General features: G+C 61.5%; 25 protein-coding genes and 4 pseudogenes. 16 read left to right on the top strand and 13 right to left on the bottom strand.

The genetic code is table 11. The annotated features are described in order from the left end of the window. Position 1 precedes the first annotated feature (1 nt). From rsmG to mnmE, 3 genes and pseudogenes are all read right to left on the bottom strand, one after another. A pseudogene (rsmG, locus tag HK436_RS08105) lies at positions 2–671 on the bottom strand (16S rRNA (guanine(527)-N(7))-methyltransferase RsmG). Next, positions 668–2539 (bottom strand): tRNA uridine-5-carboxymethylaminomethyl(34) synthesis enzyme MnmG, encoded by a 1872-nt coding sequence (mnmG, locus tag HK436_RS08100; protein WP_173188701.1) that lies wholly within the window; start codon positions 2537–2539, stop codon positions 668–670. The pseudogene rsmG and the gene mnmG overlap by 4 nt, the downstream one beginning before the upstream one ends. 154 nt (positions 2540–2693) lie before the next feature. Then, positions 2694–4027 (bottom strand): annotated as a pseudogene (mnmE, locus tag HK436_RS08095) (tRNA uridine-5-carboxymethylaminomethyl(34) synthesis GTPase MnmE). A 38-nt stretch (positions 4028–4065) separates the two neighbouring features. On the opposite strand from mnmE, the pseudogene HK436_RS32940 reads away from it, so the two are divergent. Further along, positions 4066–4503 (top strand): annotated as a pseudogene (locus tag HK436_RS32940) (thioredoxin domain-containing protein); the annotation flags it as partial. A gap of 99 nt (positions 4504–4602) precedes the next feature. Further along, positions 4603–6093 (top strand): thioredoxin domain-containing protein, encoded by a 1491-nt coding sequence (locus tag HK436_RS08090; protein WP_312860586.1) that lies wholly within the window; start codon positions 4603–4605, stop codon positions 6091–6093. A 2-nt stretch (positions 6094–6095) separates the two neighbouring features. On the opposite strand, the gene rho is transcribed toward HK436_RS08090, so the two are convergent. From rho to hemE, 3 genes are all read right to left on the bottom strand, one after another. Then, on the bottom strand, positions 6096–7361 hold the full coding sequence (gene rho, locus HK436_RS08085; RefSeq protein ID WP_173188697.1) for a transcription termination factor Rho: 1266 nt from the start codon (positions 7359–7361) through the stop codon (positions 6096–6098). 158 nt (positions 7362–7519) lie between these two features. Then, positions 7520–8038, bottom strand: coding sequence for a protoporphyrinogen oxidase HemJ (gene hemJ, locus HK436_RS08080; protein WP_376769154.1), 519 nt, complete (start codon positions 8036–8038; stop codon positions 7520–7522). Between the two features lie 14 nt (positions 8039–8052). After that, positions 8053–9081 carry a uroporphyrinogen decarboxylase gene (gene hemE / locus HK436_RS08075; RefSeq protein ID WP_173188693.1) on the bottom strand — a complete coding sequence of 343 codons (1029 nt, stop codon included), beginning with the start codon at positions 9079–9081 and terminating at the stop codon, positions 8053–8055. A gap of 400 nt (positions 9082–9481) precedes the next feature. Between hemE and HK436_RS08070 the strand changes: the two genes are divergently transcribed. From HK436_RS08070 to dnaQ, 5 genes are read left to right on the top strand one after another with little or no spacing between them, the layout of a single operon-like run. Beyond that, on the top strand, positions 9482–10303 hold the full coding sequence (locus HK436_RS08070) for a pyruvate, water dikinase regulatory protein (RefSeq protein ID WP_173188692.1): 822 nt from the start codon (positions 9482–9484) through the stop codon (positions 10301–10303). Between the two features lie 25 nt (positions 10304–10328). Further along, the gene (locus tag HK436_RS08065) at positions 10329–10928 is read left to right on the top strand and encodes a Maf-like protein (RefSeq protein WP_173188691.1); all 600 of its coding nucleotides are present in this window, start codon (positions 10329–10331) and stop codon (positions 10926–10928) included. Continuing rightward, positions 10921–11763: a shikimate dehydrogenase gene (locus HK436_RS08060; RefSeq protein ID WP_173188689.1), complete on the top strand. Its 843-nt coding sequence runs from the start codon at positions 10921–10923 to the stop codon at positions 11761–11763. Before HK436_RS08065 ends, HK436_RS08060 begins: the two co-directional genes overlap by 8 nt. Further along, positions 11760–12365 carry a dephospho-CoA kinase gene (gene coaE, locus HK436_RS08055; RefSeq protein ID WP_173188687.1) on the top strand — a complete coding sequence of 202 codons (606 nt, stop codon included), beginning with the start codon at positions 11760–11762 and terminating at the stop codon, positions 12363–12365. The genes HK436_RS08060 and coaE overlap by 4 nt, the downstream gene beginning before the upstream one ends. Before the next feature lie 52 nt (positions 12366–12417). Continuing rightward, the gene (gene dnaQ / locus HK436_RS08050; RefSeq protein WP_173188685.1) at positions 12418–13143 is read left to right on the top strand and encodes a DNA polymerase III subunit epsilon; all 726 of its coding nucleotides are present in this window, start codon (positions 12418–12420) and stop codon (positions 13141–13143) included. Between the two features lie 99 nt (positions 13144–13242). Here the strand turns inward: dnaQ and secB are convergent, their stop codons facing one another. Together secB and HK436_RS08040 are read right to left on the bottom strand one after the other, a co-directional pair. Continuing rightward, the gene (gene secB / locus HK436_RS08045; protein ID WP_173188683.1) at positions 13243–13764 is read right to left on the bottom strand and encodes a protein-export chaperone SecB; all 522 of its coding nucleotides are present in this window, start codon (positions 13762–13764) and stop codon (positions 13243–13245) included. Between the two features lie 111 nt (positions 13765–13875). After that, complete coding sequence (locus tag HK436_RS08040) at positions 13876–14364, bottom strand: FxsA family protein (RefSeq protein WP_173188681.1); 489 nt, start codon at positions 14362–14364, stop codon at positions 13876–13878. 151 nt (positions 14365–14515) lie between these two features. On the opposite strand from HK436_RS08040, the gene HK436_RS08035 reads away from it, so the two are divergent. From HK436_RS08035 to HK436_RS08020, 4 genes are read left to right on the top strand one after another with little or no spacing between them, the layout of a single operon-like run. After that, positions 14516–15220, top strand: a complete 705-nt coding sequence (locus HK436_RS08035) for a Tim44/TimA family putative adaptor protein (protein ID WP_173188679.1) — start codon at positions 14516–14518, stop codon at positions 15218–15220. 35 nt (positions 15221–15255) lie between these two features. Next, the gene (gene mltA, locus HK436_RS08030; RefSeq protein ID WP_173188677.1) at positions 15256–16362 is read left to right on the top strand and encodes a murein transglycosylase A; all 1107 of its coding nucleotides are present in this window, start codon (positions 15256–15258) and stop codon (positions 16360–16362) included. Next, a complete protein-coding gene (locus tag HK436_RS08025) occupies positions 16359–16913 on the top strand; it encodes a Smr/MutS family protein (protein ID WP_173188675.1) in 555 nt (184 codons plus the stop codon). The genes mltA and HK436_RS08025 overlap by 4 nt, the downstream gene beginning before the upstream one ends. Next, a complete protein-coding gene (locus tag HK436_RS08020; RefSeq protein ID WP_173188673.1) occupies positions 16910–17284 on the top strand; it encodes a helix-turn-helix domain-containing protein in 375 nt (124 codons plus the stop codon). The genes HK436_RS08025 and HK436_RS08020 overlap by 4 nt, the downstream gene beginning before the upstream one ends. A gap of 3 nt (positions 17285–17287) precedes the next feature. Here the strand turns inward: HK436_RS08020 and HK436_RS08015 are convergent, their stop codons facing one another. The 5 genes and pseudogenes from HK436_RS08015 to hslV form a co-directional block, all read right to left on the bottom strand. Continuing rightward, complete coding sequence (locus HK436_RS08015; protein ID WP_173188671.1) at positions 17288–18247, bottom strand: DUF1402 family protein; 960 nt, start codon at positions 18245–18247, stop codon at positions 17288–17290. 116 nt (positions 18248–18363) lie between these two features. Next, positions 18364–19674 carry an ATP-dependent protease ATPase subunit HslU gene (gene hslU / locus HK436_RS08010; RefSeq protein WP_173188669.1) on the bottom strand — a complete coding sequence of 437 codons (1311 nt, stop codon included), beginning with the start codon at positions 19672–19674 and terminating at the stop codon, positions 18364–18366. Then, on the bottom strand, positions 19675–20826 hold the full coding sequence (locus HK436_RS08005) for a hypothetical protein (RefSeq protein ID WP_173188666.1): 1152 nt from the start codon (positions 20824–20826) through the stop codon (positions 19675–19677). Between the two features lie 73 nt (positions 20827–20899). Then, positions 20900–21433, bottom strand: a complete 534-nt coding sequence (locus tag HK436_RS08000) for a GNAT family N-acetyltransferase (RefSeq protein WP_173188664.1) — start codon at positions 21431–21433, stop codon at positions 20900–20902. Continuing rightward, a pseudogene (gene hslV, locus HK436_RS07995) lies at positions 21423–21970 on the bottom strand (ATP-dependent protease subunit HslV). The gene HK436_RS08000 and the pseudogene hslV overlap by 11 nt, the downstream one beginning before the upstream one ends. Positions 21971–22134: 164 nt before the next feature. Here hslV and hisB point away from each other — a divergent pair. The 5 genes from hisB to hisA are packed head-to-tail and all read left to right on the top strand — an operon-like array spanning position 22135 to position 24936. After that, the gene (hisB, locus tag HK436_RS07990) at positions 22135–22740 is read left to right on the top strand and encodes an imidazoleglycerol-phosphate dehydratase HisB (protein WP_173188662.1); all 606 of its coding nucleotides are present in this window, start codon (positions 22135–22137) and stop codon (positions 22738–22740) included. Between the two features lie 9 nt (positions 22741–22749). After that, positions 22750–23235, top strand: coding sequence for a DUF2628 domain-containing protein (locus HK436_RS07985; protein WP_173188660.1), 486 nt, complete (start codon positions 22750–22752; stop codon positions 23233–23235). Position 23236: 1 nt separating this feature from the next. Then, positions 23237–23887 carry an imidazole glycerol phosphate synthase subunit HisH gene (hisH, locus tag HK436_RS07980; RefSeq protein ID WP_173188658.1) on the top strand — a complete coding sequence of 217 codons (651 nt, stop codon included), beginning with the start codon at positions 23237–23239 and terminating at the stop codon, positions 23885–23887. Positions 23888–23897: 10 nt separating this feature from the next. Next, complete coding sequence (locus HK436_RS07975) at positions 23898–24188, top strand: DUF1330 domain-containing protein (protein ID WP_173188656.1); 291 nt, start codon at positions 23898–23900, stop codon at positions 24186–24188. A gap of 4 nt (positions 24189–24192) precedes the next feature. Continuing rightward, a complete protein-coding gene (gene hisA, locus HK436_RS07970) occupies positions 24193–24936 on the top strand; it encodes a 1-(5-phosphoribosyl)-5-[(5-phosphoribosylamino)methylideneamino]imidazole-4-carboxamide isomerase (protein WP_173188653.1) in 744 nt (247 codons plus the stop codon). The last annotated feature ends 65 nt before the right edge of the window (positions 24937–25001 follow it).

The raw sequence follows: 25001 nt of genomic DNA, 5'->3' as shown, positions 1-25001 counted from the left end.
GTCACCGGACAGGCTTGTTGGCGATATCTGGTCGTGATCGACCCAGTTCAACCTTCGAAAGTTCGAGGATTCGGCTTGTCGGATCGATCTTGCTCCGATGTTCTATCAGATCGAATTGCCAGGCGTCACGGCTTTCGGCGATTTCTGTCGCGTAATCCCGCCCTTTGTGAAAGAGAGCCGTCGCCCCGCCTGTCAACCAATGCGCCGACAGGTCGAGTAGCTTGGGAAGTGGGGCCAGCGCCCGCGCGGTGACGATTTCCACGCCTTCGCCAATGCCGGATGCTTGCTCGATCCTGCATATGTTCACCCTTTGCCGGGGCCCCGAGGGAGCCCAGCACGCTTCGCAGAAACGCTGCCTTCTTATGGTTGCTTTCGACGAGCTCGATACTCGCCCCACTGCGCTCTCGGAGAAGAATTGCTATCACCGCACCCGGAAACCCGCCCCCAGAGCCAAGATCCAGCCATTTCAGCGCGCCCGGTTTCAGCGCGGCGAGTTGTGCGCTGTCCAGGATATGCCGGCTCCAAAGTGCGTCCAGCGTTGAAGGGGCAGCGAGATTTATGCGCGTAGACCACTTACGAAACTCTGCTTCAAACGACTCAAGTCGCTCCAGTGTTTCACGTGAAACTGTTCCGGCAACTTCACGAATTTCTTCGAGGCGATTACCCGTCACGCGGCGCCCCGCTCACGATGATCGTTCTGGTGTAGGGCAGAGATGATAATGGCGAGCGCGGCTGGTGTCATTCCGTCGATCCGCTGTGCTTCCGCCAGGGATCGCGGCCGGTGGTTCGCCAGCTTCTGCTTCAACTCGTTTGAGAGCCCGGGTAGCATCGTAAAATCCAAGCCATCCGGAATGGCTCGCGCTTCCTCCCGCTTCAGTACGGCGACATCCGCCTGTTGACGGTCCAGATAGACTGCGTAACGGGCCTCAGTTTCGAGCCGCTCGCCCGTCTTGCCCGTTATGGTGCCAAGCTCCGGCCAGATTGCGCTCAGTCGCTGCAAGCTCATATCGGGATAGGATAGAAGATCGTAGGCAGTTCGACGCTGCCCATCCTTGTTAAGATTGAGGCCAAAGCCCGTTGCTTCATTCGGCGTTATCGACAACGATTTCGCTAGTTCCCGTGCCCGTTCCAACTCGTGGCGGGCCTGACCGAATCGCTTGCTACGCGCTTCACTCGCAATGCCAAGATCGATGGCCAATGGCGTCAGTCGCTCATCGGCGTTGTCGGCGCGGAGCGACAGCCTGAACTCCGCCCGAGACGTGAACATTCGATAGGGCTCTGTTACTCCGCGGCGGGTCAAATCGTCGACAAGGACGCCGATATAGGCATCGCCCCTTCCGAAAACGACCGGGTCGAGGCCACCCGCCGCGCGCGCAGCGTTCATTCCGGCCACGAGACCTTGCGCCGCGGCTTCTTCATAGCCCGTCGTGCCGTTTATTTGCCCGGCCAGATAGAGGCCCGGTGCGCGGCGGGTTTCGAGCGTCGTTTCGAGTTCGCGTGGATCGACATGGTCGTATTCGATCGCGTAACCCGGCTGCGTGATTGAAGCCCGTTCCAAGCCAGGGATCGACGCAACGAGCGCCTCTTGCGCATCCCGGGGAAGAGATGTGGAGATGCCATTGGGGTAGACGGTGTCGTCGTCCAGACCCTCAGGCTCCAGAAATATCTGATGGCCATCGCGATCGCCAAACTTGACAATCTTGTCCTCGATGGATGGGCAATAGCGCGGACCGATGCCTTCGATAGAGCCCGAATACATGGCAGAGCGAGACAGGTTAGCGCGGATGATGTCGTGCGTTTCGGATGTCGTTCGCGTTACACCGCAGGCAATTTGCGGGTTGTCGATCGAATCCGTCAGCAATGAGAAGGGTTCGGGATACTCGTCCGCCAGTTGCTTGTCCAGCGATTGCCAGTCAATGGTACGTCCGTCGATGCGCGGCGGCGTACCCGTTTTCAGGCGGCCCAGCTTGAAACCAAGGCGGCTCATTGTAGCAGAAAGCGCCAGAGAGGCTTCCTCGCCCATGCGGCCGGCCGGAAAGCGCTCGTCACCAATATGGATCAGTCCGCGGAGGAAGGTGCCGGTAGTCAGAACAACTGCCGCACAGCTTAACCGTCGGCCGTCGGCCAAAACCACGGCTGCGACCCGATTGTTCTGGAATTGCAGATCGAAAACTTCGCCTTCGACGACTTCGAGGTTTAGTTGATTTGCAATGGCTTCCTGCATCGCCTGCCGATAGAGCTTGCGATCTGCCTGTGTTCTCGGGCCGCGGACCGCCGGTCCCTTCCGCCGGTTAAGCAAGCGAAACTGAATGCCGGCACGATCGGCGACACGGCCCATAAGCCCGTCCAGCGCGTCGATTTCCCGAACCAGATGGCCCTTTCCCAAGCCGCCAATGGCAGGATTGCAAGACATCACCCCAATTGTATCGCGTTTCATCGTCACGAGCGCGGTTTGCGCACCTACCCGTGCCGAGGCTGAAGCTGCCTCGCAGCCGGCATGGCCTCCGCCGATAACAATGACGTCGAAGTTTTCGGTCATGATCCAGTCTCTTTAGTCGATCGAACAGATGTTCCCGACCGCCGGCGAAGTCAAGCCGCAACGCGGTTTCACGTGAAACGATTTCTATGGGAGCAGTGGCTCGATGTTTCACGTGAGTCAGTGTTTCGCCTTACCAGTCAGTGTTTCACGTGAGTCATTTGCCTATGCAAAACTCCGAGAAGATGACGCCGAGCAAATCTTCGACGTCTATCGCACCTGTGATCCGCCCCAACGCGTCGCCTGCCAAACGCAGCTCCTCCGCGCGCAGCTCTCAAGATCCTGTTGCACCCCGGCAGCGAGAGAGAGATGATGCCCGCATGACCGAAGCAGCTCCAACTGACGCAACCTTGACGGAAGCACGCCGGACGCCGCGGAGACAGCACCCTTGGCATGCCGTCCGATGTCTTCAACCAAAGCAGACAGGCCGGCGCCGTCGATCACCGAAACGATATGGTGAAACTCACCAGTACGATGTGGGGCAATATCGGCCTTCGTCCCCACCGACAGCGCTTTGCTCTCAAGGTCAGCCAGATCAAAGCCAGGCATATCTGGTGAGCCATCCTTAAGCTTGAGGACGAGGTCCGCCTCCTCGGCAGCCCTGAGAGCTCGCTCAATACCGATCCGCTCAACCGTGTCGGAAGAATCGCGCAGCCCGGCCGTATCCGTGACAATGACCTTCAGCCCATCCAGGTCGAGCGATACTTCAACAAGGTCACGCGTCGTACCTGCAATTTCAGTCACGATCGCAACGTCACGGCGGGCCAAGGCGTTGAGCAGGCTGGATTTGCCCGCATTAGGCGCACCCAACAGCACCACCCGGTACCCATCTCTTATGATCTCGGCGGCATGGTAACCATTGATATGGTTAGCAATTTCTTGCTGCATCGCGAACATATCAGTCCAGACATCTGCGGCGACAGAGCCCGGTACGTCGCCTTCATCTGCAAAGTCCAGTTCCGCCTCGATCATTGCTCGAGCATGCAACAGGCGCTTGCGCCACCCGTCGTAGATGTCACGCTGGCCGCCTTCTGCATTGATCAGCGCCATTCTGCGCTGGAGCTCCGTTTCTGCGGCGACCAGATCGGCCAGGCCTTCGGCGCTGGTCAGGTCGAGCTTTCCATTCAGAAACGCGCGGCGGGTAAACTCCCCCGCTTCGGCCGCGCGCAGGCCGTCTTTCCCGCCCAGATGCTCCAGTACGGCCGCAACGACCGCCTTGCCTCCATGGACATGAAGTTCCGCGCAGTCCTCTCCCGTAAAGCTCGCCGGACCCGGGAAACTGAGCACAATGGCACGATCCAGCGGTTCTCCGTCATCGTCGACGAGCTCCCTGAGCGCGGCCTTGCGTGGCGGTGGGACGCGGCCCTTAGTTATGCTGGCGAGAACCGCAACCGTTTGGGGCCCTGAAAGCCGGATCACCGCGACGCCTGAGGGGAGCCCGCCGGACGACAGGGCGAAGATCGTATCGCGGAATAAGGATTGATGGCTCACTGCCTGCGCCCTACTTTCGCTGCCAGCAACGGTGTATCATGACGAATCTATCTCAGAATCTGCTCGCTCACGAAAGCAGCCCCTATCTGCGGCAGCACAAGGATAATCCCGTACATTGGCGGCCCTGGTCGCGAGCAGCACTCGACGAAGCTGCCAGCGCCGGCAAGCCGATCCTGCTTTCAGTCGGTTACGCCGCCTGTCACTGGTGCCATGTCATGGCCCATGAGAGCTTTGAAGACAACGAAGTCGCAGCTGTCATGAACCGCCTTTTCGTGAACATCAAGGTCGATCGCGAGGAGCGGCCAGATATAGACCAGATCTACATGGCGGCCTTGACGGCCATGGGCGAACAAGGTGGGTGGCCGCTGACCATCTTCCTCACTCCCGACGGACAGCCATTCTGGGGAGGCACCTACTTTCCGAAGGAACCACGTTACGGCCGGCCAGGCTTCATACAGGTTCTGGAAGCGGTCGCGCGAACCTGGGACGACAAGCGGGACGAACTCGCACGAAGCGCAGGCGCCCTGGCAGACCATGTGCGCTCCAGGCTGGCGCCCAACACCGACATCGTCGCCATGGATGCAGGCCTTTTGCCTGCCCTAGCGGAATCGATCCAGTCGTCGATCGATCAGGTAAAAGGTGGCCTGCGCGGCGCGCCAAAGTTCCCGAATGCGCCCTTTATGTACACCTTATGGACGAGCTGGCTGCAACACGGCGTACCGGCTCACCGCGATTCCGTCCTTTCCAGCCTTCAAATGATGCTCAGCGGCGGCATATACGACCACATCGGTGGCGGACTATGCCGCTACGCGGTCGATGACCGCTGGTTGGTGCCGCACTTCGAAAAGATGCTCTATGATAATGCGCAGCTTATCGAACTTGCCACCGCGGCTTACGGCGCAACAGGCAGCGATCTGTTTCGTGTCCGAATCGAAGAGACGATTAGCTGGCTTCGACGCGAAATGATATTGCCAGGAGGAGGCTTCGCTTCGAGCCTCGATGCCGATAGCGAAGGGGAAGAAGGCAAGTTCTATCTCTGGACCCGCGAGGAACTGAACGCGGTGCTCGGCCAAGATGACGCTGCGCGCTTTCTTTCCATCTATGAACTGACGGCACCAGAAGGCTGGGAAGGCGACCCGATATTGCACCGGCTGTCATCGCCCGCGCTTGGCGAAGCCGACGCCGACCCGTTTTTTATTGAGGCGAAACAGAGACTTATAGCCCGACGCGGGCACCGGATCCGTCCCGGTCGCGACGACAAGCTGCTTGTCGACTGGAACGGTCAGGCAATCGCCGCCATCGCGAACGCAGCTCGGGTGTTCGGGCGCAGCGACTGGCTGGAACTTGCGCAGGATGCATTTCATTGCGTAGCCGAATCGACCGTTGACGGCCGGCTTCCTCACTCCATCCTCGGTGAGGACCGGCTCTTTCCCTGTATGTCGACGGACTATGCGGCGATGATCAATGCGGCCATCTCCTTGTCCGAAGCGACAGGCAGCAGAGAATATACGGCCAAGGCGCGAGATTGGCTTGAGATGCTCGATCGCTGGCACGCCGACGAGGATGGCAAAGGGCACTATCTGACAGCGAGCGACGCCGTGGATGTGCCGATGCGCATACGTGGGGACGTCGACGAGGCAGTGCCGAGCGCCACGGCCCAGACCATCCGGGCTATGCTAAGGCTCTCGATGCTGACGGGGGACGACTTGCTCTACGGTCGCACAGTGACCGCCGCCGAGGCAGCCCTGGGGCGGATCGCCCAGCAGCGTTATGGACAGGCCGGTATCATTTACTCAGCCGAACAAGCTCGGCAGCCTCGAAAGCTGGTCATTGTCGACGACGACAAGAAGAAGCTTGTTACGGAGGCGAATCGCTTCCCGGATTTTCTGAGAACCGACACGTTTCTAGACGTCGGGGAAGGCGCCAGTGATCGTGTCGAATTGCCTGGTGGAGTGGTTCTGGATAGCACCCGTCCAGGCGCCTGGCTCTGTATCGGCCAGAGCTGTTTGCCGCCGGTTCGCTCCGGCGCCGAGCTGGCCGACCTGCTTCGCAGGCCGACCGGCTGACATCACGTATTCATCGAGTCGAAGAAGTCCGAGTTTGTCTTCGTCTGCTTCAGCTTGTCGATCAGGAACTCGATCGCATCCGTGGTTCCCATCGGGGCCAGAATACGGCGCAGCACGAAAATCTTCTGTAGATCCTGACGCGCGACCAGCAGGTCTTCCTTGCGGGTGCCGGACTTGAGGATATCCATCGACGGGAAGATGCGCTTGTCGGCGACCTTGCGGTCGAGCACGATTTCAGAGTTACCCGTACCCTTGAACTCCTCGAAGATCACCTCGTCCATACGGCTGCCAGTATCGATCAGCGCGGTCGCGATGATCGTCAGCGATCCGCCTTCCTCGATGTTGCGTGCCGCACCAAAGAAGCGCTTCGGACGCTGCAGGGCGTTGGCATCCACACCACCGGTCAGCACCTTGCCGGAAGACGGAACAACCGTGTTGTAGGCGCGGCCCAGGCGCGTGATCGAATCGAGCAGGATTACAACGTCGCGACCATGCTCCACGAGGCGCTTGGCCTTCTCGATGACCATCTCGGCCACCTGAACGTGACGGACCGCGGGCTCGTCGAAGGTCGAGGACACGACTTCGCCCTTCACCGAGCGCTGCATGTCGGTCACTTCTTCCGGGCGCTCGTCGATAAGCAACACGATCAGATATGCTTCCGGATGGTTGGTCGCGACCGAATGCGCAATGTTCTGCAGCAGTACCGTCTTACCTGTACGCGGCGGCGCGACGATCAGGCCACGCTGGCCCTTGCCGAGCGGGGCAACCAGATCGATGACGCGGGCCGACAGATCCTTGGTCGTCGGATTTTCCGTTTCCATACGCAGCCGCTCGTTGGGATAGAGCGGTGTCAGATTGTCGAAATGGATCTTGTGCCGGATCTTCTCGGGATCCTCGAAGTTGATCGTGTTGACCTTCAGCAGCGCGAAATAGCGCTCGCCTTCCTTCGGGCTGCGGATCGGGCCTTCGACGGTGTCACCGGTCTTCAGTGAGAAGCGCCGGATCTGCGACGGCGAGATGTAGATGTCGTCCGGACCTGGCAGATAGTTGGCATTGGCGGAGCGAAGAAAGCCGAAGCCGTCCTGCAGCACCTCGACAACGCCCTCGCCGATAATCTCGATGTCCTGCGCCGCAAGCTTCTTGAGAATTGCAAACATCAACTCCTGCTTGCGCAGGACGCTGGCATTCTCGACCTCGAGCGATTCGGCGAACGCGATCAGGTCCGTAGGACCTTTGCTTTTCAGCTCTTGTAGTTTCATTTCCTGCATGATGCGGACTCTGGAATGGGCAACAGGAGGGGGTGCGGGGCGAGAGTGAGCGCGGGACGCGCCTGGAAAGACAGAAAGCACTACGCCATGCGGGGAGAGAGGATGTGACTCTTAGCGTCCCTCCTCCCAAAGCGCAATATGGGAATTCCGTTCCCGATTTAGAAGGGTTTCACCACAACGAGGATCACAATTACGATCATAAGCACAGTCGGGATCTCGTTGACGATGCGCCAATGGCGGGTTGGCTTCTCATTGCGATCTTCAGCGAAGCGCCGCACCGAGGCCGAAAGGTACCCGTGCACGCCGGAAAGCAGAAGCACGGCGGCGATCTTTGCATGCAGCCAGCCGCCCACGAATCCGAAGCCTCGCCAGGCCAGCCAGAGCCCAAGCACCCAGGTTGCCACCATCGCCGGATTGATGATCGCACGCAGAAGCCGGCGCTCCATAACCTTGAATGTCTCGGACTTGTCCGAGCCCCGCTCGGCCTCGGCGTGATAGACGAACAGCCGTGGCAGATAGAGCATCCCCGCCATCCACGAAATGACAGCGATCACGTGGGCGGCCTTGACCCACGGATAAAGCGCGACGGGATCGAGCCAGAACAGCAGCGCCACCAGCGCAGCCGCTATCGCCAGAGCGCCTGCCGCCCGCATGGCCGGGCCAGCCTCGGATTTCATTTGCGGTTCGGTCATTATCTCGCCTCCCGCACCATCCGGACCATCGCTTCGACGTGTGCAATCGGTGCTTCGGGCGTTATCCCGTGCCCAAGGTTGAAGACCAGGGGACCGTCACCAAGCCTGCGCAGGATGGCAGCAACACCATCTTCCAGCGCCTTGCCGCCGGCAACCAGCCGCAACGGATCGAGATTGCCCTGCACGGCGCCTTCAGCCTGCAGCGACAACGCCTGGCTCCAGGGAACGCTCCAGTCGAGACCGAGGGCATCAACGCCCGTCTTCGAGCGATATGACCCGTAGAGCGTACCTGCACCTTTCGGAAAGCCGATGATGGGCGTTTTCGGATGTACCGCTCGAACACGCTTCACCATTCGAGCTACCGGTTCGATGCAATAGGCTTCGAAGCAGGCTTCATCGAGCACGCCCGACCAGGAATCGAATATCTGGACAGCGTCAGCTCCCGCATCGATCTGGCGAATGAGATAGTCTGCCGACCGGTCTGCAAGTGTCTCCAGGAGCTTGCGCAGGCTTTCCGGGTGCCTGTATCCGAACAGCCGTCCTGGAGCCTGGTCCGGCGTCCCGTGGCCGGCAATTATGTAGGTCGCGACAGTCCATGGCGCACCGCAGAAGCCCAGCAACGTGGTGGCGGCAGGAAGCTCGCTCCGCAGTCTGCGCACGGTCTCGTAGACCGGCGCAAGGTGGTCATGAAAGCCAGCACCTTCAAGGCGCTCGATTTCATCGGGCTCGATCGGTGTCATCAAGGGGCCGCGACCTTCTTCGAAGCGCAGGTCTCGGCCAAGCGCATGCGGGACAACAAGGATGTCGGAGAACAGGATCGAAGCATCGAAGCCGAAGCGGCGGATCGGTTGAAGGGTTACCTCCACCGCCAGATCGGGGTTGTAGCAGAGATCGAGGAAGCTTCCGGCTCGAGCCCGTGTCTCGCGATACTCCGGCAGATAGCGGCCAGCCTGACGCATCATCCAGATGGGAGGAGGGAAGACCGTTTCTCCCCGCAGCACGTCCATGACGATCCGTTTTTCGGTCATACTGGTCCTCTCCGGATTGGCGCCTGAAATAAAGAAAGAATCTTTAAGAGAATCTTTTGATTCTATGACTCTGTTGGAATCGGCAATTACGGCTTGTCCACCTGCAGCCGTGAAAACTCAACGCGCAAAGCGACGCAGCGGATTTTCATACAGGCCTGTGAATTACCCGGATAGCTCCCGATCGCCTTTTGGAATCAATATGTTGCAGCGCTGCCGGATTCGCATGTCCGGTCATGCATGCTGAACAACCGGCTGATTTCCCCAATCTAACGCACATCATCGTTTCGATCTCCAGCGTAGGGTGAATTGTGGATGAACGGGGGTCTGATACAGTCCGGCTCCGCCCGGCGGGAAAACTCTGCCCGGTATCCACAATTGCCAACAGGGGCCGGTCCGGGCTGTGAATAAACCGCAGAGCTTCTTCCACCTTCACCTTATCTCGGATGCGACTGGCGAAACGCTGCTCGCGGCCGGCCGTGCCGCTGCTGCGCAATATAAGGATGCGCGCGCGATCGAGCATATCTATCCTCTGATCCGCACGGAAAAGCAGCTTCTCAAGGTGCTCGGTGAGATCGACGAAACGCCGGGCATCGTCCTCTACACGGTTGTCGATCAGGAACTCGGACGTCTCATAGACAATCGATGCGCTGCGATGGGCCTGCCCTGCGTCTCGGTGCTCGAGCCGGTGCTGGCGGTGTTCCAGTCCTATCTAGGGGCACCTGCGGGACGCCGCGTCGGCGCGCAGCATGTTCTGGACGCGCAATATTTCCGCCGCATCGATGCGCTCAACTACACCATGGAGCACGATGACGGTCAGCTCATCAATGATGTCGAAGAGGCCGACGTCATCCTGATGGGTATATCGCGGACATCGAAAACGCCGACCAGCATCTATCTCGCCAATCGCGGTATCAAGACTGCCAATATCCCGATCGTGCTGGGCGTACCCGTTCCCGAAAGTGTCATCTATGCCAAGCGCCCGCTTGTCGTGGGGCTGATCGCAACCGCCGAACGCATCTCCCATGTCCGCCAGAACCGAATATTGGGCAGTTCGGTCGGCTACGACTCGCAGAGCTATGTCGACCGCACCGTCATTGCACAGGAGCTTGCCTATGCCCGGCAGCTCTGTGCGCGACACGGCTGGCCGACCATCGATGTCAGCCGTCGCTCGATCGAGGAAACCGCGGCGGCCATCGTTGCGCTGCGTGGCAAGACACGTTAACCCCCGCCGGACAGGAGATCGCATCATGTCGGACGCCATCGTACTCGCCTCGGGCAGCCCGTTTCGCAGGAAGATGCTTGAAGATGCCGGCCTCGAGATCGAGGTCGAGAAGCCGCAGATCGACGAGCGCGCAGTTGAAGCCGCAGTCGCCAACTCGGGCGTGGGTCCGGAAGACCTGGCCTTGATACTTGCCGAGGCCAAGGCCCTCGAAGTTTCCCAGGATCGCCCCGGTGTGCTGGTCATCGGCACCGACCAGACCCTGTCGCTTGGCGATGAAGTGCTGCACAAGCCGCGCGACATGGAGGAAGCCCGCCGCCGTCTGCTGGCGCTTTCGGGAAGGACGCATCAGTTGAACAGCGCCGTCGTCCTGATGCGGGACGGAGAGGTGTTATGGCGCCATGTCGGCGTCGCGCGGCTGACCATGCGCGAACTTGATCCGGGCTTCATAGGCCGGCATCTGTCGCATGTCGGCGAAAAGGCGCTTTCGAGCGTCGGCGCCTACCAGATCGAGGGCGAAGGCATTCAGCTCTTCGAGACGATCGAGGGCGACCACTTTACCATCGTCGGAATGCCGCTGTTGCCGCTGCTCGCAAAGCTTCGCGAAATGCAGGCCATCGATGGCTGAGACGATGAAGGCCTTCGTCATCGGCCATCCCATCGCGCATTCGCGATCCCCGCTCATTCATGGCTACTGGCTCGAAAGTCACGGAATTTCCGGCACATACGAACGCATCGACATCGCTCCCGACGACCTGGAACGCTTCATACGAAACCTGCCGGAGAGCGGCTTTGTTGGCGGCAACGTCACGATTCCCCACAAGGAAGAGACGTGTCGGCTGGTCGATCGGCTCGACGAGGCGGCCCGCGCGATCGGCGCGGTCAACACGCTTTGGCTTGACGGCGGCGCGATCTGCGGGGGCAATACGGATGCTACAGGCTTTGCCGCCGATCTCGATGTGCACGCTTCATCCTGGCGCTCCGCCAAATCGGCGCTGGTGCTGGGCGCGGGCGGAGCATCGCGAGCAATCCTTCACGCGCTCACGACGGCAGGCATTGCCGACATCCGGCTGGTCAATCGCACCTTTGCGCGCGCCGAGGAACTCTCCGAGCGTTTCGGAACGGGCTTACAAGCACATCACTGGCAGGATGCGAATGATCTGGCGTCGACGAGCGACCTCTTAGTCAACACGACCTCCGTCGGCCTCAACGGGCAGGGCGAGATGCCGCTGGACGTTGCGCAACTACCGGCGAACGCGACGGTCGTCGACATCGTCTATACGCCGCTGCAGACACCGCTTCTTGCGGCGGCTGCAAAGCGCGGACTGAAGACCGTCGACGGTCTCGGCATGCTGCTGCATCAGGCCGTTCCGGGGTTCGAACGCTGGTTCGGCGTCCGTCCCCAGGTGACCGACCGGCTTCGCGGGATCATCGTCGCAGACATAGAGGGAGCTCGTTCATGATCGTGCTTGGCCTCACCGGGTCGATCGGCATGGGCAAATCGACGACGGCGCGTATGTTCCGCGACGCAGGCGTCCCAGTGCACGATTCCGATGAGACGGTGCATCGCCTCTATGCCGGCAAGGCGGCGCGGCTGATCGAGAAGCGCTTTCCGGGCGTCGTTCACGACGGTGTGGTCGACCGGGAAAAGCTTGCGAAGGCGGTGCTTGGCCAGCCAGATGCACTGAAGGATCTGGAACGGATCGTGCATCCTCTGGTACGCGCTGATGCCGATGCGTTCCTCGAACGCCACGGGCAGGAAGGCGCGAGACTGGCCCTGCTCGACATTCCGTTGCTGTTCGAGACCGGCGGAGAGGATCGCGTCGATCGAATCGTCGTCGTGACCGCCCCTGCCGAAGTACAGCGGGAACGGGTGCTAGTCAGGCCAGGCATGACGGAAGAGAAATTCGAGGCAATCCTGTCCCGGCAGGTGCCGGATGCGGAAAAGCGCCGGCGCGCGGATTATATCATCGATACAGGGCAGGGCATGGACGCGGCGCGCCGCCGTGTCGCCGAGATTGTCGATGAATTGACTGGGGGCAAGTCCAGAGAAGCCGCCGGCTGAGGCTTGCCGCGCCCGCTGGCGACACGCATCCTGAGCACAAAGGAGCGAATCGATGCGCGAGATCATATTCGATACGGAAACGACCGGGCTCGATTCCCGCGAGGACCGCATCATCGAGTTCGGCGGTATCGAGCTGGTCAACAAGTTCCCGACCGGACGCACATTCCACAAGTACATCAATGCACAGGGACGCACGGTCAATCCCGAGGCGCTTGCCGTTCATGGCATCAGCGATGCCGATCTGGCGGACAAGCCGACCTTCCCGCAAATCGCCGAGGATCTCGTTTCTTTTCTCGACGGGGCGATGCTCGTCGCGCACAACGCCAATTTCGACATCGGCTTTCTGAATGCCGAGTTTGCTCGGCTTGGGATGCCGGCCGTCGATCCGGGCAGGGTGATCGACACGCTGGCGCTCGCGCGGCGGAAGCATCCGATGGGGCCGAATTCGCTCGACGCCCTGTGTCGGCGCTACGGCATCGACAACAGCCACCGCGAAAAGCACGGCGCGTTGCTCGACTCCGAGCTTCTGGCCGAAGTCTATATCGAGCTCATGGGTGGCAAGCAGGCTGCGTTCAGCCTCGATGTGCAGGTTCAGACGACCACGGTGACTGTTGAGCAGATGGTCGGAGCGACGGTCCGTGTTCGCGAACGGCCGCTGGCGTCGCGGCTCAGCGAGGCGGACCGCCAAGCCCATCAGGCCCTCGTCGCCACGCTGGGTTCATCCGCCATCTGGCTGGAGGTTGAGCCCGGCTATCGCGACGAGGCCGCGACGAGCTAGCCAGCGATTCACGTGAAACCATCGGCAGTTAAAGATGCTGCCAAACGAAAAAGGCCCGGATCGATCCGGGCCTTTTTGAAGGGGATTCGCTGATCAGGATCAGGCCGTGCCGCTCGGCTGCACCTTGGCCTTGGCCTGCTCCTCCGCCATGCGCTGCTGGAACATCTGCGCGAAATCGATCGGATCGATCATCAGCGGCGGGAAACCGCCATTGCGCGTGCAGTCAGCAATGATCTGACGGGCAAACGGGAAGAGAAGCCGTGGGCACTCGATGAAGAGGAGCGGCAGCATGTGCTCCTGCGGGAAGCCGACGACACGGAAGACACCGCCGTAGACCAGCTCCACGTTGAAGAGCACGTCCTTCTCGACGCCCGCTCGCGCGTTCAGCGTCAATGTCACGTCGTATTCGGTTTCCGAGATCGGATTCGCATTGACGTTGACATTGATGTTGATGCCGGGCGCCTTGTCGCGACCGCGCAGCGAGGCGGGTGCGCCGGGGCTCTCGAAGGAGAGGTCCTTGATGTACTGGGCAAGTACGTTCAGCGACGGCTGCGCGCCATTGCCTGCCTTGGCGGCACCGGCGGGCGGCGGGGTCGTGGTTTCTTCTGGTTTCTTGGCCATCAGCCGGAATCCTCTCTATTTCAGCCGTTCCCGGCCGGGAATGAAAACGCGGCGTTGGCTACCATGGCAGGTCCGGCGTGACAAGCTTGGGAGCCTGTCGCCCGCGTGGCCTCAGCGATCGTCCGTGATCGAGGGGCGCTGGGGCTGCGGCTTGTCGTCCCGGGCGAAGTCGTCTTCATCCAGGTCGATGGTTCGCCCACGTCCCGGCCGGCGAAAGCCGCCTGGACCCGCAGCGGCGGTGACGATGGTGATACGGCTTCTGATAAGCCGCCACCCCAGATCGCGTATCGGTGGAATGAAAAGGAGAAAGCCTAGGGCGTCGGTGACGAAGCCGGGAAGAAAGAGCAGCACCCCCGCCAGCAACACCATGACGCCGTGCACGAGGTCCCGGCCCGGAGACCCGCCTGCATCCATGGTTTCACGTATGCGTGTCAGGATGCCGAAACCCTGGACGCGCAACAGGATCGAGCCCAGGATCGTGGTGGCTATGACGAGACCGACAGTGGCAAGTGCACCGATCTCGCTGCCGACCATGACGAATACGGCGATCTCGGCCAATGGCAATGCAAGCAGCAGCAAGGGGATGAAAGGGAAGGCCAAAATGCGATCTTTCCAGTGAGGTGCGTTTAAGGTCGATCAGTTTAGATAGTGTGCCGCCGCTTTGATTTGAATGATGGCGGGATGCGTTCTATATGCAAGGGGACAACCGGCAAAGCGAGGCCTTTGCCGGACAAGAGGTTTGGCGGACGCTATGGAATTTTTCGACTTCGGCACGATTTTCTTTCTGGTCGCGGCAATTGTGATCTTTTTCCAGTTGCGCAACGTGCTGGGCCGCCGCACCGGTAACGAACGCCAGCCATTCGATCCCTATACGTCCGCACGCACCAGCGAGAAGTCCGATTCTACCGCCTCGGAGAACGTCGTTTCGCTGCCGCGTCGCAAGGGCGGGTCCGAGGCGGACGACGCCTATGTCGCCATAGACGCATTCGCCAAGCCCGGTACTGACCTCAACAAGAGCCTGCGTGCGATCCGCGACGCCGATCCGTCATTCGAGCCGAAGACGTTCGTGGACGGCGCGAAAATGGCCTACGAGATGATCGTCATGGCCTACGCCGATGGTGATCGCCGTACGCTGAAGAACCTTCTTTCGCGGGAGGTTTTCGATGGCTTCGTCGCGGCGATAGCCGATCGCGAAAGCCGGTCGGAAAAGATCCAGTCCTCCTTCGTTGGCATCGACAAGGCCGATATCGTCAACGCTGAGATGAAGGGCAGCGAGGCCCATGTGACGTTGAGGATCGTCAGCGAGTTGATTTCGGCGACCCGCAACAGTGCCGGTGAAGTGATCGATGGCGATCCGGAGACGGTCGCCGAGGTCAAGGATGTATGGACCTTTGCCCGCGACACGCGCTCGCGCGATCCGAACTGGAAACTGGTCGCGACAGAAGCCGACGACTGAACGTTCCGGCCAGAACCGCGCGACGGGGCTGCGCCGTGACGCTCTCGCCACTCCTCAAACCCAAGAGTTTCGACGATCTGCCGGGCTGGCGCGCGGATCGACATGGCGAGGCTTTTGCGGCTTTCCGATTGAGCGCGCGCCGAGCGCTCCAGAAACCGTATAAGTCAGGCTCGCTCGGTATCGACGCGGGTGCTTTCGAGGAAGCCTTTCACGCCGCCGACAGAGCCGAAACTCTTGATGACGAAGCAGCCAGGGGATTCTTCGAACGCTGGTTCCTTCCTTGCAGGGTAATTCCCGAAGGAGACGGTTTCGGCTTCGTCACCGGCTTTTATGAACCTGAGGTCGCGGCCTCGCCGGTGCGCACGGACGAGTTCACTGTGCCATTGCTCGGCGTTCCCGACGATCTCGTGAAAGTCGATGACGCGAATCGCCCGGACGGGCTGGATCCGTATCTGGCATTCGGCCGATCGACATCAGCCGGAATAGTGGAATATTTCGACAGGCCAGAAATCGAGAAGGGCGCGCTTGGCGAGAGGGCTTCGGCGCTCGCCTGGCTAGCCGATCCCGTTGACGCGTTCTTCGTGCACGTACAAGGCGCGGTGCGGTTGTCGATGCCCGATGGCTCGGTAAAGCGCGTCACCTACGCCGCCAAGTCCGGCCAGCGCTTTACCGGACCGGGCGGATTGTTGGTGGCGATGGGTGAGATACCGGGCGCCGAAATATCCATGCAGGCGATCAGGGCGTGGTTCCGGCGCAACCCGCATCGCGTGGACGAAATCCTGCATCAGAACCGCTCCTACATTTTCTTCCGGTTCGCCGAGGTCGAAGATACGGGGATGGGGCCGATCGCTGCCGCCAAGGTGCCGTTGACGGCCGGTCGTTCCATGGCCGTCGACCGGCTGCTGCACACATTTGCAACGCCGTTTTTCGTCGATGCGCCGGCGCTTCGAGCATTCGACGACTTTCCGTTCCGCAGATTGATGATCGCGCAGGATACCGGCTCGGCAATCGTCGGAGCCGCGCGCGGCGATCTGTTTGCCGGGTCCGGCTATGCGGCTGGCGAGATCGCCGGCGTGGTTCGCCATCCTGCGGATTTCTACGCGCTGGTGCCGCGCGCTTTGCTGGAGGCTGGTCCAGCATGACTGCGCCATCGGACAAGAAGCTCTCGATGGAGGACCGTATCCTGTGGGGCAGGGTCGCGCGGTCGGCTACGCCTTTGCCCGGGAAGGCGGTGGACGAGGAGGCGCCACCCGCCGAGGACTTCGCCAGTCTTCTCGACGCACCGCGTAAGAGCGGGTCGACTCGCCCCGAGGCACAGTCTGCGGAACCGAACCGTCCGGCCAACCATGCAAGACAGCACAGGATAGACGCGCCGGTTCGCGAAAAGCTGGCGAAGGGTCGTCTGCCGATCGAAGGCAAGGTCGACCTTCACGGCCTGACGCAAAGCCAGGCGCATACGCTGCTGCTTTCGTTCCTGCATCGCGCTTATGCCGACGGACGCCGTCATGTCCTGGTCGTCACGGGCAAAGGCTCGTCGCTTGGTTCGGATGGTGTCCTGCGCAGGGCGGTGCCGGCCTGGTTTGCGACGCCGCCGTTTCGTGCGCTGGTGAGCGCTCACGAAGATGCGGCGCGGCGCCACGGCGGTTCGGGCGCTCTTTACGTGAGGCTGCGGCGTTCGGGAAGCACGGGATGACGCCGTTCGGTACGAAAATGCGTGATTTGCGCGCGAAAAAGGGCGTCACCCAGAAGGAGATGGCGACTGCGCTTGGCATCAGCCCCGCCTATCTGTCGGCTCTGGAGCACGGCAGGCGCGGCGCGCCGAGCTGGCCGCTGGTGCAGAAGATCGTCGGCTATTTCAACATCATCTGGGACGAAGCCGAGGAATTGCAGCGGGTCGCGGAAAGCTCCCATCCCCGGGTGGTTGTCGACACGACCGGACTGTCAGCCTCGGCGACGCTGCTGGCCAATCGCCTTGCATCCCAGATTGCTGGCCTCGACGAGGACGACATAAGGGACCTGCTTCGTCAACTGGCCGAGATGCAGGAACGCGGCAAGCGCCGCTGATCCTCAGAAGAGCTTTTTCAGTTCGTCCAGCTTGTCATTCACAAGCCAGCCATAATAATTCTCTTCCGGCAGCCGCGCCGTCTGGCCAGCGCTCCGACGCTTGCGATTCTCCGCCTTGAGCGCTTGTGCGCGCTGCTCGGGATTGCCGATGTTGTAAAGCGTCGCCGTGATGCCCGGGTTCTTGGAGATGTCGTAGCCAGCGATATCGCGATAGGCCTCGATCGACTTCTTCAGCGTAGCGGCGACATAGGCGAGCGTCAGGTCCGGGTCCATGATCGTACGGTAGACCTGCTGCGGATCCTCATGATCCAGCTTCGGCAGGCCCGACACCCTGGCCACAAGATCGCTCATCTGCAGCGCGGTCAACGGGTTGAGCTGGCCGATGCCGAAGGTCTGCCCAGCATAGAATGGCTGGAAGAAGACGGCGCTGAAACGATCATTGGGAAAGCTGGCTCCTTCGACCGTCTTGCCGCGGAATTCCTTGTTCCATACCGTTTCCCGGCAGGACCACAGATCGTAACTGTCCGACAGCTTCGCGCATGCTGAAAATTGCGGGCGCTCGATGAAATCGCTGACGCTTTCGCCGTTATGCGAAAAGTTGAAGCTCGTCTTGAGGTAGGAGACGGCCTTCACATAGTAGGTCTGCAGTCGGTCATAGGCGTCGACGTTGTAGGTGTGTTCGCCCACAATCGCGCCCGCCATGTGAAGCGGGTCGATCTTGTACTGCGCGGCCACCTTCTTGATCTTGTCGCGCAGGACGCTGTCGTTCGCGAACAGCGCATAGACCTTCTTGTATTTCGCCTCGTAGGTCGATTTGGCAGCGCGGGTCCGGCTGGCCGAGGCTGCTGGCACCTGCGGCTGCTCCTCGAAGCGGTTTCCGGGCGGTACCAGCGTTGCCGCAGCAGCCGGAGCGCTTGTCGCGACCAGGCACAGGCATACGAGGAGCCGCACTGCAGGGTTCATTTCCGACCTTGTGAAGATGGAGGAAGACAGGCCGGCGAAAATAGTTGCTGCGGCGGAAGGAGTCGAGAGCCCTGCGTTCAATCTCTCGTCAGGGCTCCCGAATAGCGAAATGCAGCCTACAAAATGAATCGTGACAGGTCAGTGTTCTTGGCGAGGTCACCTACATTCGTGTCCACATAGCCGGCATCGATCGTCACCTCCGACCCGGACTTGTCGGGTGCGTTGAAGGAGATGTCGTCGAGCACCCGCTCCATCACGGTTTGCAGGCGGCGGGCGCCGATGTTTTCGACGCTCGCATTGAGGTCGACGGCGATGCCTGCTAGGCGATCAATCGCATCGTCGGTGAAGTTGAGGGCTACGCCCTCGGTCTCCATCAGCGCTACGTATTGCTTGATGAGGCTCGCCTCGGTTTCCGTCAGGATGCGGCGGAAGTCGTCTTTCTCCAGCGCGCGCAGCTCGACGCGGATCGGCAGTCGGCCCTGCAATTCGGGCAGCAGGTCCGACGGCTTGGCGACGTGGAATGCGCCGGATGCGATGAATAGGATATGGTCGGTCTTCACCGGTCCGTACTTGGTCGCAACCGTTGTGCCTTCGACCAGCGGCAGCAGGTCGCGCTGAACGCCTTCCCTCGAGGGACCGCCGGAAATATCGCTACGCGCGGCCACCTTGTCGATCTCGTCGAGGAAGACGATGCCGTCGTTCTCCGTCGATTCGAGCGCCCGGCGCACCACCTCGTCCTGGTCGAGCAGCTTGTCGGACTCGTCATTGATCAACAGGTCGTAGGATTCCTTGACGGTGGTCTTGCGCATCTTGGTACGCTGGCCACCCATGGCCTTTTGCAGCATGTCGTTGATGTTGAGTACGCCGATATTCGCGCCGGGCATTCCCGGAACTTCGAAGCCCGGCATGCCGCCGGTGCCGGTGTCGGCAACCTCGACCTCGATTTCCTTGTCGTCGAGCTCGTTGTCGCGCAGCTTGCGGCGGAAGGAGTCGCGCGTGGCCGGGCTGGCATTCTTGCCCACCAGCGCCTCCAGCACGCGTTCCTCGGCGTTGAGATGCGCCCTTGCCTTGACATCTTCGCGCATCTTCTCGCGCGTCAGGCCGATAGCCGCTTCGACGAGATCGCGAATGATCTGCTCTACGTCGCGGCCGACATAGCCGACCTCGGTGAACTTGGTCGCCTCGACCTTGATGAAGGGCGCGCCCGCTAGCTTCGCTAGCCTGCGGGAGATTTCTGTCTTGCCGACACCCGTCGGCCCGATCATCAGGATGTTCTTGGGCATCACCTCTTCGCGCAACTGGCCTTCGAGCTGCTGGCGGCGCCAGCGGTTGCGCAGCGCAATGGCCACGGCGCGCTTGGCGTCCTTCTGGCCGATGATGTAGCGGTCGAGTTCGGAAACGATCTCGCGGGGAGAAAAAGTGGTCATCTACTTGTACGCTTGAACCTTAATGGGAGGGAGCTTGTTGAGCAGGGATGTGGGGAGAGTCGGGCGCACGATCAAGTTTCGGATGTGCTGCCAGCCGGCGCCAAAGATGATGATCAATGTTCCAACGACAAGCAGAATCAGCGCGAAGGGCGGGATTCCGGTGGTGTTGGCGGTGGAATTGATCAGGTAGTAAATCCCGAGAGAGCCGAAATAGGCAAGCGTCGGCACCAGCAGCGAGCGACGGTCGATCGCCAGCGCCACATAGACGAAACCGAGGATGAGCACGCCCAGCATGATGGATGCGTTTCCGTCCGGCTCGATATTGCCCAGAACCACGTCCTGCCCGGTGGCCATGATGAACAACGGATGCACGAGCATCGGCGCCGATACGACATGCAGCCAGAACGCGCAGTCGGACCAGACCGTTCGCCGTTCGCGATCGTGCAGATCGAGCATGACGGCTGCACCAAAGACGACGAGGCCGCAGACCAGCGGCATATAGAGTGCCGCGCGCAGCAGTTCCGGCATATCCTCGATTTGCGGAGCAGCGACTGTGCCAGCCGCAACGCCGTCGTAAAGCAGCAAGGCGGTCTGCAGGAACGCGAGCAGCGTCGCGGCGATAGCGATCACGCCGGCGAGAACCGGAACGCGAAAACGCCAGAAATAGAGGATCGCCGCCGCTATCGTTCCGCCGAACACGATGTAGCCGGCCGGGGCTACCATCTGCCGCAAAGCCAGCAGCTGCCATAACGAATCGGGCCGCCGGATCGGATAGCTGCCATTGGCAAGCAGCGATAATCCAACAACCGCAGCCACGGTGAAGGCGAGGCTCAGCACGGTTGAAGACAGCTTCATACGCCGCTGCCGCGTGACGAATTCCGCGACGATCCATGAAAACGCAGCCAGAAGCCCGGCGATCAAAATTGGTTGTCCTGTGATCGTCGTATTCAGGACAAAATAGAACCCCGCGGTGAGAAGAACGATGCCGACGGTGACGAAAAGGTCGTTGCCGCCGCCAATCAGGCGCAGGTTCTCTTCGGTGCCTTCGTCGGTCTCCGCCGAGCCGCGTTCGATGGCAAGGAGCCGGTCGCGCTGATCGGCAGTGATCACGCCGTTTGCGACAGCGCTTTCGAGCGTTTCAGTGCTGATCAATGATGGCTGTCCTCGCGATCGGGTGTTCCGCTATTATGGAGGCGCGCAGCAGGTCCGTCACGCATGTCTGCACTCAGGCTGCGAAATCCGGCACATACTCCATGAGGAGTGTATCGCCGGTGCGTCCCTCGAGATGCGGGATGGTGCGGAACCCGGCCTTTTCATAGGCGCGGATTGCACGATGGTTGGTGGGTTCAGGATCGATGATGATGGTTCTGTGGCCCTCTCCGATCAGCCGGGCGACAAAAGCCGTCACCGCTGCCGATCCATAACCCTTAGACAGCAGGGCCGGATCGCCTATGGACAGGTCCACGCCGACTGCATCGGAGGGCAGCTCCGTCAGCCACGGGTTGTCCTTGATCCATTCCTCGTTCTGGTGGTGGCCGATGAACCAGTACTGGATATAGCCGATGGGCCTCCCGTCGAGCATGAAGAGAAACGGCCGCGTGGTGTCGCGCCCTTCGACCATGTCGCGGATGAACCCAAGCTCCTCCTCCGGGTCGCCCCACCATTCGCGCATGTGCGGCTGGTTGAGCCAGCCGCGCAGCGTTTCGTAGTCTTCGCGCTCCACGGGACGGAACGCGATCTCGGGTTGGCTATTCTGCATCAAGCGTTTCCATCACGACATTGCCGTTGGTGTAAACGCAGATGTCGGCCGCGATCTCCATCGCCTTGCGGGCGATCTCTTCCGCGTTCTTGTCGGTATCGATAAGCGCGCGCGCGCCGCCAGCGCATAGTTGCCGCCCGAGCCGATGGCCATCACGCCGTGCTCCGGCTCCAGAACGTCGCCGGTGCCGGTGAGCGCAAGCGTCACATTCTTGTCGGCCACCAGCATCATCGCCTCCAGCCGGCGCAGGTAGCGATCGGTGCGCCAGTCCTTCGCGAGCTCGACGCAGGCGCGGGTGAGCTGGTCGGGATATTGTTCGAGCTTGGCTTCGAGCCTCTCGAGCAGGGTGAATGCGTCGGCGGTTGCACCGGCAAAGCCGGCGATGACGTTACCCTTGCCGAGCCGGCGCACCTTGCGCGCGTTGCCCTTCATGACCGTCTGGCCGAGGCTTACCTGCCCGTCGCCGGCGATCACAACCTTGTCGTTCTTGCGCACGGTGACGATCGTCGTCGCGTGCATGGTCGGTTCATTCGACATATCAACTCCGATACTGCCTTCAGCCGGCCTTCGGGTCAGTGCAGCGCCGGCCGCGTGAAGGCTTATGTATGCGCCCGGGCCGCGAATGCAAATCGCCGCCGCTGGCAATCGGCGGGGCATGCTGATAAGAGGCTTTCGCCCAGAAGCAGGAAAGGTCGCCCAGCATGGCCAGCCCCGAGCGCAAAGCGAGTGTCGCGCGCAAGACCAAGGAAACCGAGATCGCCGTTTCGGTCGATCTCGATGGCAAGGGCGCGTCGGAAATCTCGACCGGCGTCGGCTTCTTCGACCATATGCTCGACCAGCTTGCCCGCCACTCGCTGATCGACATGAAGATCGAGGCGAAGGGCGACCTGCATATCGACGACCACCACACGGTCGAGGATACCGGCATCGCGATCGGTCAGGCTTTGGCGCGCGCACTGGGCGAGCGTCGCGGCATCACCCGCTACGCATCGATAGACCTTGCCATGGACGAGACCTTGACCAAGGCTGCCGTCGACGTTTCCGGCCGCCCGTTCCTGGTGTGGAACGTGGCGTTTAGTGCGCCGAAGATCGGCACCTTCGACACCGAGCTGGTGCGCGAGTTCTTCCAGGCGCTTGCGCAGAACGCCGGCATCACGCTGCATGTGATGAACCATTATGGCGCCAACAATCACCATATCGCGGAGACCTGCTTCAAGGCGGTGGCCCGCGCGCTGCGCGCCGCAATAGAACCGGACCCGCGCCAGGAGGGAGCGATCCCTTCCACCAAGGGCACCCTGAACGGATGAGCGTTCGCCATGGCTAGTTTCGTCGTAATGGAGCCGCCCGGCCGCGCCGCCGAGGAGAGGGCCGTCATCGTGCGCGACGGGTTTCATATCCTCGCCTTCCTGCTGCCGGCGATCTGGCTGCTCGTTCACCGGCTGTGGCTGGAGACGCTGGCCGTTTTGCTCGCGGGCTTTGTGATCGGGCTGTTGGGTGCCTGGTGGGGCAGCGGCACGGCTTCGCTCGCATCGCTTATGCTTGCGCTTTTCGTCGGCCTTGAGGGATCGGCTCTGAGGCTGGCAGCCCTGCGCCGGCGCGGCTGGCGCGAATGGGGCGTGGTCGAGGCTGGCGATGCGCGCGACGCCGAGATTCGCTATCTCGTAGATATTGGCCCCGGCCACGTCGCGCGGGACACTGTCTCCGATGCTGTTCCGCAGCCTCCCGTCATGACTGCCCAGCGCGCGACCCCGACCCGTTCCGGCCCTGCGCTCGGCATGCTCGGCTATCCGGGGCGAAACTGAGATGCGCGTTGCAATCATCGACTACGGATCCGGTAATCTGCGCTCGGCGACCAAGGCTTTCGAGCGAGCCGCGCGCGAGGCGGGCATCGCTGCCGAGATTGATCTGACAGCGGACGCCGGGCGGGTGAGGAGTGCTGACCGCATCGTGCTGCCGGGCGTCGGCGCCTATGCCGATTGCCGTGCCGGGCTCGATGCCGTGCCGGGCATGGTGGCGGCGATCGAGGAAGTCGTGACCGATCGCGGCCGGCCGTTCCTCGGCATCTGTGTCGGCATGCAGTTGATGTCGTCGCGCGGGCTGGAAAAGACCATCACCAGCGGCTTCGGCTGGATTGCTGGCGACGTCAAGGAGATCGAGCCTTCCGATCCGTCGCTGAAAATCCCCCAGATCGGCTGGAACACGATTCACGTGAAACACGACCATCCGCTTCTGGCCGGCATCCGCACCGGCGAGGACGGGCTGCATGCCTATTTCGTCCACTCCTACCATCTCGACGCGGCGCGGGCGGAGGATGTCGTTGCGGTCACGGACTATGGCGGTCCCGTAACGGCCTTGGTCGCGCGCGGCAACATGGCCGGAACCCAGTTCCATCCCGAAAAGAGCCAGGCGCTCGGCCTGGCTCTGATCGCCAATTTCCTGCGCTGGAACCCGTGAGGAGGACGCCATGAGCAAGAAGGGTTACTGGATGGGCATGGTCGACGTGACCGACCCCGATGGCTATCCGCAATACGTGGCGGCAAACGCTGCCGCCTTCGAGAAATACGGCGCGAAGTTCCTTGTGCGCGGCGGACAGTGCGAAGTCTTCGAAGGCCCGGCGGCATCGCGGCTGGTGGTCATAGAGTTCAAGGACTATCAGACTGCGCTCGACTGCTACCATTCGCCGGAATACCAAGCCGCATTGAAGCTGCGTCAGCAATTCTCGAACGCTCACTTTGCCATCGTCGAAGGCGTATGATCCGTTGATACTTTTTCCTGCCATCGATCTGAAGCAAGGCCAGTGCGTCCGTCTCAAGCTGGGCGAGATGGACAGCGCCACGGTCTACAACACCGATCCCGCCGCTCAGGCGCGCGCCTTCGAGGAGCAGGGTTTCGAGTGGCTGCATGTGGTCGATCTCGATGGCGCCTTCGCCGGCGAAAGCCGCAACGGCGAGGCGGTCGAGGCGATCCTGAAGGCGACGAAGAACCCGGTGCAGCTTGGCGGCGGTATCCGTTCGATGGCCCATATCGATGCCTGGCTGGCAAAGGGGCTGGCGCGGGTGATCCTCGGCACGGTCGCGGTGCGTGATCCCGATCTGGTCAAGGAAGCCTGCAGGGCGTTTCCGGGCAAGGTGGCTGTCGGTATCGATGCGCGCGGCGGCAAGGTTGCCGTCGAGGGCTGGGCCGAAGCCTCCTCGCTGGGCGCGATCGAACTCGCGAAGAAGTTCGAGGGCGCCGGTGTCGCCGCCATCATCTACACGGACATCGACCGCGACGGCGTGTTGGCCGGCATCAACTGGGACGCGACGATCGACCTTGCCGAAGCCGTCTCCATTCCCGTCATCGCATCCGGCGGGCTCGCGTCCATCGCCGATATCGTGCGCATGACCATGCCCGACGCGCGCCGGCTCGCAGGCGCCATCTCCGGCCGCGCCCTCTATGACGGCCGCATCGACCCGGAAGAAGCGCTGGCGATCCTGCGTGAAGCGCGGGAGCGAGCGGCATGACTCTTAAGGCCCGTGTCATCCCCTGCCTCAACGTCAAGGACGGCCCGCGTCGCCCGCAGCGGCGT

The organism is Neoaquamicrobium sediminum, from assembly GCF_013240295.1.
GTDB classification, from domain to species: domain Bacteria; phylum Pseudomonadota; class Alphaproteobacteria; order Rhizobiales; family Rhizobiaceae; genus Aerobium; species Aerobium sediminum.
The sequence above is the reverse complement of the archived record's forward strand: the minus strand, read 5'-3'. Positions and strand labels throughout refer to the sequence as shown.